Raw genomic sequence first — 14560 nt, 5'->3', positions numbered from 1 at the left:
GCCCGCCGTCCCCCTCCCCGACCCCCCAGCCCGGCCGGCCGCTGGCTGCCGCGAAGCGCGAAGTGTGGAGCTGAGCATGTCCTCCGAAAAAGTCGTCGAAGCCCTGCGTGCCTCGCTCCGGGAGAACGAACGGCTGCGCAAGCACAACCAGCAGCTCCAGGAGACGCTGACCGAGCCGATCGCCATCGTCTCCATGGCCTGCCGCTGGCCGGGCGGCGCGGACACCCCCGAACGCTTCTGGCGACTCCTCGCCGACGGCACCGACGCCATGACCGACTTCCCCACCGACCGCGGCTGGGACCTCGACACCCTGCTGCGCCCCGGCGGACCCGGCCACAGCGCCACCGGCCAGGGCGCCTTCGTCCACGACGCCGACCACTTCGACGCCGACTTCTTCGGCATCTCCCCCCGCGAAGCCCTCGCCATGGACCCCCAGCAGCGCCTCGTCCTGGAGGTCGCCTGGGAGACCGTCGAACGCGCCGGACTCGCCCCCGCCGCCCTCCGCGGCAGCAGCACCGGCGTCTTCGTCGGATGCAGCAACCAGGAGTACGGCTCCACCCTGCGCGAGATCCCCGAGGGCGTCGAGGGCCACATCCTCACCGGCAACACCGGCAGCGTCGCCTCCGGCCGCATCTCCTACGTCATGGGTCTGGAGGGCCCGGCCGTCACCGTCGACACCGCCTGCTCGTCCTCCCTGGTCGCCCTGCACCTCGCCGCGCAGGCCCTGCGGACCGGCGAGTGCGCCCTCGCCCTCGCGGGCGGCGTCGCCGTCATGTCCACCCCCGGCGCCTTCGTCGAGTTCAGCCGCCAGGGCGGCATGGCCGCCGACGGCCGCTGCAAGCCGTTCGCGGACGCCGCCGACGGCACCGGCTGGGGCGAGGGCGCGGGCCTCCTCCTGCTGGAACGTCTCTCCGACGCCCGCCGCAACGGCCACCCCGTCCTCGCCGTCCTGCGCGGCTCCGCCGTCAACCAGGACGGCGCCTCCAACGGCCTCACCGCCCCCAACGGCCCCTCCCAGCAACGCGTCATCCGCGCCGCGCTCGCCGGAGCGGGCCTCACCCCGGCCGACGTCGACGCCGTCGAGGCCCACGGCACCGGCACCACCCTCGGCGACCCCATCGAGGCCCAGGCCCTCCTCGCCACCTACGGCCAGGACCGCGAACGGCCGCTCCTGCTCGGCTCGGTGAAGTCCAACATCGGTCACACCCAGGCCGCCGCGGGCCTCGCGGGCGTCATGAAGATGGTCCTCGCGATGCGGCACGGCATGCTGCCGCGGACGCTGCACGTGGACGAGCCGTCCTCCCACGTCGACTGGTCCGCGGGCCGCGTCACCCTGCTCTCCGAGACGCGGCCGTGGCCGCGCCGCGACGACACCCACCGCCGCCGCGCGGGCGTCTCCTCCTTCGGCGTCAGCGGCACCAACGCCCATGTGGTGGTGGAGGAATGGACCGAGGAATCCCGCCCCTCGGACTCCCCTACCGAGGCCGGGCCCCAGGGCGCCGCCGCCTCGGACCTCGTCCTGTGGCCGCTCTCGGGCCGCGGCGCCGACGGCCTCCAGGGACAGGCACGCCGCCTCGCGGAAACCCTCACCGACGCCCCGACCGAGCCCCGACCGGCCGATCTGGGCTGGTCGTTGGGCACCACCCGCTCCGTCTTCGAGGACCGCGCCGCGGTCGTCGCCGTGGACCCTGAGGAAGCCCGGACGGCGCTTGTCGCGCTGGCGTCCGGTGGGGCGGACCCGCGGGTGGTGCGGGGGAGTGCGGTGCGGGGGCGTACGGCGTTCGTGTTCGCGGGGCAGGGTTCGCAGCGGCTGGGGATGGGGCGTGAACTGTATGCGGCGTTCCCGGTGTTCGCGGAGGCGTTCGACGCGGTGGACGCCGAACTGCCCTTCGCGTTGAAGGACGTGGTGTTCGGGGACGAGGCTGATCGCCTGAACCGTACGGAGTTCGCGCAGCCCGCCTTGTTCGCGCTGGAGGTGGCGCTGTTCCGGCTGCTGGAGTCGTGGGGCGTCCGGCCCGATGTCCTGGCCGGGCATTCGATCGGTGAGATCGCCGCCGCGCATGTGGCGGGAGTCTGGTCGCTGAGCGATGCGTGCCGACTCGTGGTGGCGCGCGGGCGGTTGATGCAGGCGTTGCCCGTGGGTGGCGCGATGGTGGCGGTGGAGGCCACGGAGGACGAGGTGCTGCCGCTGCTGGACGAGGCCAGGGTGGGTCTCGCGGCGGTCAACGGGCCCCGTTCCGTGGTTGTTTCGGGTGCGGCCGATGCCGTGGAGGATGTCGTCGCGGGCTTCCGCCAGGACGGCCGCCGGGTCACCGCGCTGCGGGTGAGTCACGCCTTCCACTCCCCGTTCATGGAGCCGATGCTCGCGGAGTTCCGTGCCGTCGCGGAGGGGCTGACGTACGGCCGTCCCTCGCTGCCAGTGGTCTCCACGGTGACCGGCGCGGTGGTGACGGCGGAGGAACTGGCGGCGCCCGCCTACTGGGTGGAGCACGTCCGCCGGACGGTCCGCTTCGCGGACGCGGTGCGCTCACTCGCCGGGATCGGCGCGGTCCGGTACGTCGAACTCGGCCCGGACGGCACCCTGTCGGGGCTGGTGCGGGGCGTGCAGGACACGGCCCGGGAGCAGGTGACCCCGGTGCTGCGGCGGGAGGGTCCGGAGGCCGAGAGCGTGCTGCGGGCCGTGGCCGCGCTGTACGTCAGCGGGCACGCCCCCGACTGGTCCGCCCTCTACCCGGGTGCGCGCCCGGTCGACCTGCCCACGTACGCCTTCCAGCGGACCCGGTACTGGCTCACGGACGCGGCCACCACCACCGAGGAGGAGCGCGCGCAGGCCGTCGACTCGGCGTTCTGGTCGGCCGTGCGGCGCGGTGACGTCCGCGACCTGGCCGAGCGGCTCGCCCTCGACGCCGACCTCCTCGCCCCCGTCCTGCCCGCGCTCACCGCCTGGCACCACGACAGCGTGCGGCGGGCCACCGCCGGGTCCTGGCAGTACGAGGAGACCTGGTCGCCGCTGCCCGCCCCCGCCGTGACCCCGGACCGTCCGTGGCTGCTGCCGTTCTGCGCGAGCGACCCGGACGCGTCCGCCACCGCCGAGGCGCTCGCCGAGGCGTTCGCCGCGGCCGGGGCCGACGCACGCCCGTATCCCGTGCCCGACGGCATGGACCGCGACGCGCTCGCGGCCGGACTCACCGAGGCCCGACTCGCCCAGGCCGGTACCACCGAGGCCGGTCCCACTGAGGCCGCACGCCCGGAGGCGCCCCTCGGGGTGCTGTCCCTGTTCGCGCTCACCGAGACGCCGCACCCGGACCATCCGGACGTGCCGCTCGGCCTCCACCTCAACACCCTCCTCGCGCAGGCCCTGACCGACGGTGGCGGCCACGCCCACGGCGACGGTTCGGGCGGGGCGGCGGACGTACGGCTGTGGGTGGCCACCCGGTCCGCCGTGTCCACCGGCGCCGCCGACCCCCTGACCCGGCCCGTACAGGCCACCGCCTGGGGCTTCGCCCGCACGGTGGCCGTCGAGCACCCCGAGCTGCGGACCGGCCTGGTCGACCTGCCGGACCGTCCCGCCGCCCGGACCCTCGCCCGCCTCGTCGCCGTCCTCACCGCACCCGGCGAGGAGAACGAGGTCGCCGTCCGCGACTCCGCCGTCTTCGGGCGCCGCCTCACGCGGATCGCCCGCGACACCGACGGCGCCCGCCCCGCACCCCGCTTCACCGGCACCACTCTCATCACCGGTGGCACCGGCACCGTCGGCGCCCACGTCGCCCGCCGCCTCGCCCGCGAGGGCGCCGAACACCTCCTCCTCGTCGGCAGGCGCGGCCCCGAGGCGCCCGGCGCCGACCTCCTCCGCCGCGAACTCACGGAACTCGGCGCCGAGGTGACCATCGCCGCCTGCGACCCCGCCGACCGCACCGCCCTCGACGAACTGCTCGCCGGCGTTCCCGCCGACCGCCCCCTCACGGCCGTGCTGCACGCCGCGGGCGTCCTCGACGACGCGCCGCTCACCGCCATGGACCCCGACCGCTACGCCACCGTCCTGAGCGCCAAACTCCGGGCCGCCGCCCACCTGGACGAGGCCACCCGCGACCTCGCCACCCCGCTCACCGCGTTCGTGCTGTTCTCGTCGATCGCGGGCGCCCTCGGCTCGGCGGGCCAGACCGGCTACGCCACCGGCAACGCCTACCTCGACGCCCTCGCCCGGCACCGCCGCGCCGCCGGACTGCCCGCCACCTCCGTCGCCTGGGGCCCCTGGTCCGGCGGCGGCATGGCCGACGATCCGACCGTCCTGGCCCGCCTCCGCCGCGGCGGCCTCACCCCGATGGACGCCGACCCCGCCCTCACCGCCCTCCTCGACCTCCTCGCCCACGACACCCCCTGGGCGCTGGTCTCCGACATCGACTGGACCGCCCTCGCGGGCGCCCGGCGCGGACGCCCCGGCGGCGCCCTGTTCAGCCGTATCCCCGAGGCTCAGCGCGGCCCCGCGGCCGACGACCCCGCCACGGCCGCAGGCGAGGAAGGCCGCCTGCGCGCCGAACTCGCCCCGCTCGGCACCGCCGAACGCCGCCAGGTCCTCCTCGGCCTGGTCCGCCGCAGCGCCGCGACCGCGCTCGGCCACCCCACCCCGGAGAGCGTCCAGCCGACCCGCGCCTTCCAGGACTGCGGCTTCGACTCGCTCACCGCCGTCGAACTGCGCAACCTGCTCGTGGCCGCCACCGGCCTCACCCTGCCCACCACCCTCGTCTTCGACCACCCCACCCCGCTCGCCCTCGCCGACCACCTGCTGCGCCGCCTCGACGACGGCACCCTCCCGCCCGCCGACACCACGCCCACGATCCTCCCCGCGACGGCGACGGCGACGGCGACGGCGACGGGGATGGGCACGGCGACGGACGATCCGATCGCGATCGTCGCCATGGCGTGCCGCCTGCCCGGCCGCGTCGACTCGCCGGAGGACCTGTGGGACCTCCTCACCGACGGCGGCGACGCCATCGGCACCTTCCCCACCGACCGCGGCTGGGACCTCGACGCCCTGCACGACCCCGACTCCCAGCGCCCCGGCACCAGTTACGTCGACGAGGGCGGCTTCCTCACCGGCGCCGCCGACTTCGACGCCGCCTTCTTCGGGGTCTCCCCGCGCGAGGCCGTCGCCGTCGACCCGCAGCAGCGGCTCCTGCTGGAGGTGTCCTGGGAGACCGTCGAACGCGCCGGACTCGACCCGCGCACCCTGCGCGGCACCCGCACCGGCCTCTTCGTCGGCTGCGGCCACCAGGGCTACGGCGCCGGCCTCACCGAGGTCCCCGACGACGTCCGCGGCCACCTCCTCACCGGCAGCGCCGCGAGCCTCGCCTCCGGCCGCGTCTCCTACGCCCTCGGCCTGGAGGGCCCCGCCGTCACCCTCGACACCGCGTGCTCGTCCTCCCTGGTCGCCCTGCATCTGGCGGTGCAGGCGTTGCGGTCGGGGGAGTGTGATCTGGCGTTGGCCGGTGGTGTGACGGTGATGTCGACGCCGGGTGTGTTTGTGGAGTTCTCGCGGCAGCGGGGGCTTGCGGTGGACGGCCGGTGCAAGGCGTTCGCGGAGGGTGCGGACGGGACCGGTTGGTCGGAGGGTGTGGGGATGCTGCTGGTGGAGCGGCTGTCCGATGCCCGGCGTCATGGTCATCAGGTGTTGGCTGTGGTGCGGGGGAGTGCGGTCAATCAGGACGGTGCGTCGAACGGTCTGACGGCGCCGAACGGTCCGTCGCAGCAGCGGGTCATCCGGGCCGCGCTGGCGGGGGCGGGGTTGTCGGCGGCGGACGTGGACGCCGTCGAGGCGCACGGTACGGGCACCGCACTCGGCGACCCCATCGAGGCGCAGGCGTTGCTGGCGACGTACGGGCAGGATCGTGAACGGCCGCTGTGGCTGGGGTCGGTGAAGTCGAACATCGGGCACACGCAGGCCGCCGCCGGGGTCGCCGGGGTCATCAAGATGGTCCTCGCGATGCGCCACGGAGTCCTGCCCCGGACGCTGCACGTGGACGAACCGTCCTCGCACGTCGACTGGTCGGCGGGCGCGGTGGAACTCCTCACCGAGGCCCGCGCATGGCCGGGCGAGGCGGACCGGCCCCGGCGCGCGGGCGTGTCCGCGTTCGGACTCAGCGGCACCAACGCCCACGTCGTCCTCGAACAGCCCCACCCCGACGACGCCCCGGCCCCCGCCGCCCTGCCCGTGCCGCCGCCCCACGCACCCGTGCCGTGGCTCGTCTCCGGGCGCAGCGAGCCCGCGCTGCGCGCCCAGGCCGCCCGCCTCGCCGCACACCTGGAGCACCGGCCCGCCCCCGACCCCGCCGCCGTCGCACACGCCCTGGCGACCTCCCGGACCACCTTCGAGTACCGGGCCGCCGTAGTCGGCACCGACCCCGACGACCTCCTCACCGCCCTGCGCGCCGTCGCCCGCGGCGACACGCCCCCCACCGCGACCACCACCGTCACCGTCGGCCGGGCCGACGCCGAGGGCGGACTCGCCTACCTCTTCGCCGGACAGGGCTCCCAGCGCCTCGGCATGGGCCGTGAACTGTACGACACCTTCGACGTGTTCGCCGAGGCCTACGACGCCGCCTGCGCCCACCTCGACAACGAACTCGGCCGCTCCCTCAAGGAGATCGTGTTCGGCGACGACGACACCGCCCTGAACCGGACCGAGTTCACCCAGCCCGCCCTGTTCGCCTTCGAAGTGGCCCTGTTCCGGCTGCTGGAGTGGTGGGGACTGCGCCCCGACATCCTCGCCGGACACTCCATCGGCGAGATCACCGCCGCGCACGTCGCCGGAGTGTGGTCCCTGGAGGACGCCTGCCGTCTCGTCGGCGCCCGCGCCCGCCTCATGCAGGCCCTGCCCGAGGGCGGCGCGATGGCCGCCGTCGAGGCCACCGAGGCCGAGGTGCTGCCCCAGCTCGACGGCCGGGACGACGAGGTCGGCATCGCCGCCGTCAACGGCCCCCGCTCCGTCGTCGTCTCCGGCACCGCCGACGCCGTGGACGCCGTCACCGCCCACTTCACCGCCCTCGGCCGCCGCACCACCCGCCTGCGCGTCAGCCACGCCTTCCACTCCCCGCTGATGGAGCCGATGCTGCGGGACTTCCTGCGCGTCGCCGAGAGCCTCACATACCACCCCCCGCGCATCCCGATCGTCTCCGACGTCACCGGCGCCCTCGCCGAACCCGGCGCCCTGTGCGCCGCCGGGTACTGGACGGCCCACGTCCGCCAGCCCGTACGCTTCGCCGACGACGTACGCCGCCTCCACGAGCACGGCGTCACCCGCTACCTCGAACTCGGCGCCGACGGCACCCTCACCGCCCTCGCCCGGACCTGCCTCGCCGACGACCCCGCCACCGACACCACCACGGGCACCGGCACCGAACCCCTCCTCGTCCCCCTGCTCCGCAAGGACCGCCCCGAACTCCCCGCCCTCTACGCGGCCTTGGCCCACCTGCACACGCACGGCGTGGACATCGACTGGACCCGCGCCGTCGGCCCCCGCACCGTCCCGCCGACGGCGGACCTGCCGACGTACGCCTTCCAGCACGAGCGGTACTGGCTCGACCACGGCACCACCGCCACCGACCCGGCCGCGCGCCGGACCGCCGCCGACACCGCCGACGCCCGCTTCTGGGAGGCCGTCGCCTGCGAGGACGTCGACGCGCTGACCCACACCCTCGGCGTCGCCGCCGACCAGATCGCCCCCGTGGTGCCCGCCCTGGCGGCCTGGCGCGAGCGCCGTCAGCAGCAGAGCGCGGTGGACGCCCTGTTCTACGAGGTCGCGTGGCGGCCCGCCACCGTCGAACCGGCCACCGGCCCCGCCCCGGACGGCGGACGCTGGCTGCTCGTCACCGCTGGCACCCCCGCCGACACCGCCCCGACGGTCACCGCCCTCACGACGGCCCTCGGCGGCCCCGAGCGGATCACGACCGTCGACCTGGCCGACCTGCCTGACCTGACCGACCTGAGTGATGACTCCGGCGCGTCCGACCTCTCCGGTTCCGCCCGTACCGGCCGTGCCGCCGTCGCCGACCGGCTGCGGCGTGCGGCGGACGGCGGGCCCGTCGCCGGAGTCCTCGTCCTCGTGCCGTCCCGCGCCACCCCCGAAGGCCCGCCGCCCGGCCCGGCCACGGTCGCCGCCGTCCTCCAGGCCCTCGGCGACGCGGGCGTGGCCGGGCGGGTGTGGGCCCTGACCCGGGGCGCCGTCTCGGTGGGCCGCTCCGACGCTCCCGCGGACCCCGCCCAGGCCGCCGTATGGGGCCTCGGCCGTGTCGCGGCCCTGGAGTACCCGGACCGGTGGGCCGGTCTCCTCGACCTCCCCGAGACCCTTGACCGGCGCGCCACCGCCCGCCTCCTCGGCGTCCTGCTGGGCGGCGGCGCCGAGGACCAGGTCGCCGTCCGTCCCTCCGGCGTCCTCGGCCGCCGACTCGAACGCATCCCCGCCACCACCCCCGACGAGGAGACGCCCTGGCGTCCGCGAGGCACGATCCTGGTGACGGGTGGTACGGGTGCGCTGGGCGCGCGGGTGGCCCGCTGGGCCGCCGAAGAGGGCGCGACCGGGCTGGTGCTGGTGAGCCGCCGGGGCCTGGAGGCCCCGGGCGCGCCCGAGTTGCGGGACGAACTGACGGCACTGGGAGCGGACGTGTCCGTGGTGGCGTGCGACGTCGCCGACCGGACCGCCGTCGCGGCACTCCTGGCCGCGCATCCGGTCGACGCGGTCGTGCACACGGCCGGTGTCCTGGACGACGGCGTCATCGACTCCCTCACCGCGGACAGGTTCGCCACGGTTCTGCGGACCAAGGCCCTGGGCGCGGCCCACCTCGACGAGCTGACCCGCGACCGCGACCTGGACGCCTTCGTCCTCTTCTCCTCCGTGGCCGGCATCATCGGCACCACCGGGCAGGGCAACTACGCCGCCGCCAACGCCTACCTCGACGCGCTCGCCGAGCAGCGGCGCGCGGCCGGGCTGCCCGCCACCTCCCTCGCCTGGGGGCCCTGGGCCGACGGCGGCATGGCGGACGAGGAGGTCGTCGCCTGGCGCATGCACCGCGGCGGCGTCCTGCCCCTCCAGCCCGCCCTCGGCATGCTCGCCCTGCGCCGCGCGGCCAACGGGCCCCGGGCCGCCGTCATGGTCTCCGACATCCACTGGGGCGAGTTCGCCCCGCCCTTCACCATGACCCGCCCGAGCCCGCTCATCGAGTCGCTGCCCGAGGCGCGCGCCGCCGTCGAGGGCGCGGGCGCCGCCTCCGAACGCTTCGGCCGCGGCGACGGCTCCGGCCTGCGCGACCAGCTCGTCGGCCTCACCTCCGCCGAACAGGAACGCGTCCTCATCGAGGTCGTCCGGCTGTGCGCCGCGGGTGTCCTCGGCTACTCGGGCGCCTCCGCCGTCCCCGCCGACCGCGCCTTCCGGGACCTCGGCGTCGACTCCCTCACCGCCGTCGAGCTCCGCGGCACCCTGGCGATGGCGACCGGCGTCGCCCTCACCGCCACGGTCGTCTTCGACTACCCCACCCCCGTGGCGCTCGCCCGCTACCTCCGCGAACACCTCCTCGGTGACACCGCCGCCGCACCGCCCACGGGCGCACGAGGCATGGACGGCGGCGGCGACGGCCCCGCCGGGGCGGACGACCCGATCGTCATCGTCGGCATGGCCTGCCGTTTCCCGGGCGGGGTCGAGGACCCGGAGGGTCTGTGGCGGCTCCTGTCGGAGGGTGCGGACGCGATCGGCCCGTTCCCCACGGACCGCGGCTGGGACCTCGGCGCCCTCTACGACCCCGACCCCGAAGCCGCCCGCCGCGGCACCAGCTACGTGGACGTCGGCGCCTTCCTGGAGGGTGTGGGTGGGTTCGACGCGGGGTTCTTCGGGATGAGTCCGCGGGAGGCGTTGGCGGCTGATCCGCAGCAGCGGTTGTTGTTGGAGGTGTCGTGGGAGGGTCTGGAGCGGTCGGGGATCGCGCCAAGTGCGTTGCGGGGCAGTCGGACCGGTGTGTTCGTGGGGACGAACGGTCAGGATTACACGGGTCTGCTGCTTGCCTCGGGTGAGGACTTCGAGGGGCATGTCGGCACGGGCAATGCCGCCAGTGTGTTGTCGGGTCGAGTGTCGTATGTGCTGGGGCTTGAGGGTCCTGCGGTGACGGTGGATACGGCGTGCTCGTCGTCGTTGGTGGCGTTGCATCTGGCGGTGCAGGCGTTGCGGTCGGGTGAGTGTGACCTCGCACTTGCTGGTGGTGTGACGGTGATGTCGACGCCGGGGGCGTTCGTGGAGTTCTCGCGGCAGCGGGGGCTTGCGACCGACGGCCGCTGCAAGGCGTTCGCGGAGGGGGCGGACGGTACGGGCTGGGGCGAGGGCGTCGGTGTCCTGGTCGTGGAGCGGCTGTCGGATGCCCGACGCCATGGTCACCGGGTGCTGGCGACGGTTGCCGGGTCTGCGGTGAACCAGGACGGTGCCTCGAACGGTCTCACGGCTCCGAACGGACCTTCCCAACAGCGCGTCATCCGGGCCGCGTTGGCGTCGGGCGGGTTGTCGGCCGCTGACGTGGACGCGGTGGAGGCGCACGGTACGGGGACCGCGCTGGGCGACCCGATCGAGGCGCAGGCCCTGATCGCCACTTACGGCCAGGATCGTGAACGGCCCCTGTGGCTGGGCTCGGTGAAGTCCAACATCGGTCACACGCAGGCCGCTGCCGGTGTCGCCGGTGTGATCAAGATGGTCCTCGCGATGCAGCACGGGGTGCTGCCGCCCACGCTGCACGTCGATGAGCCGTCCTCGCACGTCGACTGGACGGCGGGCGCCGTGGAGTTGCTCACCGAGGCACGGGAGTGGTCGGCCACCGCGGACCGGCCTCGGCGTGCGGCCGTCTCCGCCTTCGGTGTGTCCGGCACCAACGCCCACGTCGTCCTTGAGCAGCCCGCCGAGGTGACCGGGGCGAGCAAGTCGTCGGCCGAGGCCGACCCGGCGGCTTCGGTCGTCCCGTGGGTGCTGTCGGCCCGAGGTACGGAGGCTCTACGGGCGCAGGCGGCGCGGCTGTCGGCTTACGCGCGCGGCGAGACGGTTCCGGACGCGGTGGCGTTGGGTGCGGCGTTGGTGCGGTCGCGGTCGGTGTTCGAGCACCGGGCCGTGGTGTGGGGCGCGGACAGCGCGGAGCTGCTGGCGGGGCTGGACGCGCTGGCGGCTGGTGAATCCGGTACCGGTGTTGTGGCGGGCGAGGTCGGTGAAGGCGGGCGTACGGCTTTCCTGTTCGCCGGTCAGGGGTCCCAGCGGCTGGGCATGGGAAGGGAGTTGTACGACACCTACGCCGTGTTCGCGGACGCCTTCGACACGGTGTGCGCCCATCTCGACCCCGCGTTGGACGTGACGCTCAGGGAAGTCGTGTTCGGGGAGGACGCCGAACGGCTGAACCGGACGGAGTTCGCGCAGCCCGCGTTGTTCGCGCTGGAAGTGGCGTTGTTCCGGCTGCTGGAGTCGTGGGGCGTACGGCCGGACGTGCTGGCCGGTCACTCGATCGGTGAGATCGCCGCCGCGCACGTCGCCGGTGTGTGGTCGCTGGCCGACGCCTGCCGACTCGTGGTCGCGCGCGGCCGGTTGATGCAGGCGCTGCCCGAGGGCGGTTCCATGGTCGCCGTCCAGGCGTCAGAGGAAGAAGTCCTCCCGCTGCTGGACGACGCCCGCGTCGGGCTCGCGGCGGTCAACGGGCCGCGCTCCGTGGTCGTTTCCGGTGAGGCGGGAGCGGTGGAGGCGATCGCCGACCACTTCCGCGGCCAGGACCGCAAGGTCACCGCCCTGCGGGTCAGCCACGCCTTCCACTCCCCGCTCATGCGGCCGATGCTGGCCGACTTCCGCAAGGTCGCCGAGAGCCTGACCTACGACCTGCCGGGCCTGCCGGTCGTCTCGACGGTCACCGGCGCGCCCGTCACCGCCGCCGACCTCACCACCCCGGACTACTGGGTCGAGCACGTCCGCGCCACGGTCCGCTACGCCGACGCCGTCCGCGTCCTGCGTACGGGAGAGGGCGTCCGGCGCTTCCTCGAACTCGGAGCCGACGGCACCCTCACGGCACTCGCACAGGCCGTGCTCGACGACATGGCCGACACACCCGACACGGGCGGCGGGGGTGTCGTCGACGCCGACCCGCCTGTCCTGGTCGCGGCGCTCCGCAAGGACCGGCCCGAGGCGGCCTCGGTGCTGGCGGCGGTGGCCGGTGTGTTCGTGACCGGCGGCGACGTCGACTGGCCGCTCCTCTTCCCGGGCGCCGCCGCAGCCGCCGCCCCGGCGGTCGATCTGCCGACGTACGCGTTCCGGCACCGGCGGTACTGGCCCGCGGCGGGCGCCGCGACTCCGGCCGCGGGATCGGGCGGGGAGATCGACGCCCGGTTCTGGGCGGCCGTCGAGCAGGCGGACGTCACCGCCCTCGCGGGCGCGTTGGACGTCGGCGAGGACGCGCTCGGCGCCGTACTGCCCGCGCTGACCTCCTGGCGGCGCCAGAGCGTCGAGCGGGCCACCGTGGACGGCTACCGCTACCGGGTGGGCTGGACGCCCCTCGACGGCCTCTCGTCGCCGGCTGCGCTGACCGCCCGCTGGCTGCTCGTCGTCCCCACAGGAACGGACACGAACCCGCATGTCACCGCCGTCGGGGAAGCCCTGGCAGCGGCGGGCGCCGAGGTCGACCGGTGGATCTGCGACCCCGCTGCGGAACGCGCGGATCTCGCCGCCCGCCTCCTGGATCTGGCACCCGTCGCGGGTGTGGTGTCGCTGCTGGCCTTCGCCGAGGCCGCGACCGAGGGCGGTGTGCCGCTCGGTGTGGCGGCCTCGCTCACCTTGGTGCAGGCGCTCGGCGACGCGGGCGTGACCGCCCCGCTGTGGGCGGTGACCCGTGGCGCCGTCTCCGTCGGACGCGCGGACCGTGCCGGGGTGGACGCCGCGCAGGCAGCGCTGTGGGGGCTGGGCCGGGTCGCGGCGCTGGAGGCCCCGGGCCGCTGGGGCGGCCTCGTCGACCTCCCGGCCGAACCGGGTCCCCGTACTGCCGACGCGCTCGCGGCGGTCCTGGCCGGGCCGGGCGCCGAGGACCAGGTCGCGATACGCCGGACAGGCGTGTTCGGACGGCGACTTGAACGGGTCACCGTTGCCGACACCGGTTCCGCTGCCGATTCCACTGCCGGTTCCGATGCCGGTGCCGTGTGGCGTCCTCGGGGGACGGTCCTGGTGACTGGTGGTACGGGTGCGCTGGGCGCGCATGTCGCCCGGTGGGCCGCCCAAGAGGGGGCCCGTGAGCTGGTGTTGGTGAGCCGTCGGGGCCTGGAGGCGCCGGGGGCGGGGGAGTTGCGGGAGGAGCTGGCCGCGCTCGGCGCCGCCGTGTCCGTGGTGGCCTGCGACCTCGCCGACCGGGCGGCCGTGGACGCACTGCTCGCCGCCCACACTCCCGACGCGGTCGTCCACGCGGCCGGTGTCGTGGTGAACGGCCCCCTCGACGGCGTCACCGCCCACGACCTCGGCCAGGTCTGGGAGGGCAAGGTCGCGGGAGCCGTCCATCTGGACGCGGCGCTCGGAGACCGGGAGTTGGACGCCTTCGTCGTGTTTTCATCGATCTCGGGAGTGTGGGGCAGTGGTGGACAGGTCGGCTACGCGGCGGCCAACGCCTACGTCGACGGTGTGGTGGAGAGCCGTCGGGCTCGGGGCCTGGCGGGGGTGTCCGTGGCCTGGGGTCCCTGGGCCGGGGGCGGCATGGCCGAAGACCCCGGAGCCGTCGAGGCACTGAAGCGGCGCGGCGTCATCGCGCTGGAGCCCGACCGCGCCGTGAGCGCCCTGGGCGCCGTCGTCCCGGCGGGCGACCCGGTGTCCGTGGTCGCCGACATGGCATGGGACCGCTTCGCGCCCGCCTTCACGAGCGTCCGCGACAGCGCCCTCCTCACCGGCCTTACCGAGGTCCGGGACACCGCGGCCGCGGTCGACGCCTCGGGGCCCGACGGGGCACCGGAGTCGACGCTCCGCGACGACCTCGCCGCCAAGTCCCCCGACGAACGCCGGCAGGCACTCCTCGACCTGGTGCGCGGACGGGCCGCCGAGGTCCTCGGCCACGGCGACAGCACCATGGTCGGCGCCGGCCACGCCTTCCGCGACCTCGGCGTCGACTCCCTCACCGCCGTCGAACTCCGCAACCGCCTCGCCGCCGACGCCGGACTGAAGCTCCCCAGCACCCTCGTCTTCGACTACCCCACGCCCCGTCATCTCGCCGCGTTCCTGGACGAGAACCTGTCCCCCTCGGCGGGCGGCGATCCGGAATCCTCGCTGGTGGCCGACCTGGACCGGCTGGCCTCCGCGATTTCAAGGCTTTCCCCAGATAACGGCGCCAGGACTCTCGCCAAGGCCCGGCTGCGCAGCATGCTGAGCGAGCTGGGTGATCAGCAGGAGGCCGAGCCCAAGGCCTCGGTCACCGAGCAGCTCGACGCGGCCTCGGACGACGAGATCTTCGACTTCATCAACCGGGAGCTCGGCCGTTCCTGACCGCTTGCGCCGTACCACGCCGCATTGTTCTTACCGCTACGACGTATG

1 protein-coding gene is annotated in these 14560 nt (G+C 74.9%); it reads left to right on the top strand.

Annotation, left to right across the window (positions count from 1 at the left end; all coding sequences use genetic code 11):
• The first annotated feature begins 76 nt into the window (after positions 1-76).
• Complete coding sequence (locus tag ACIQPQ_RS09715) at positions 77-14512, top strand: type I polyketide synthase (protein WP_401302031.1); 14436 nt, start codon at positions 77-79, stop codon at positions 14510-14512.
• The last annotated feature ends 48 nt before the right edge of the window (positions 14513-14560 follow it).

Source organism: Streptomyces sp. NPDC091281 (assembly GCF_044757425.1).
GTDB lineage: Bacteria > Actinomycetota > Actinomycetes > Streptomycetales > Streptomycetaceae > Streptomyces.
The sequence above is the reverse complement of the archived record's forward strand: the minus strand, read 5'-3'. Positions and strand labels throughout refer to the sequence as shown.

Excerpts from the sequence above, each read along its gene's own strand:
- ACIQPQ_RS09715 (WP_401302031.1), top strand. The coding sequence starts at position 77 with ATGTCCTCCGAAAAAGTCGTCGAAGCCCTGCGTGCCTCGCTCCGGGAG.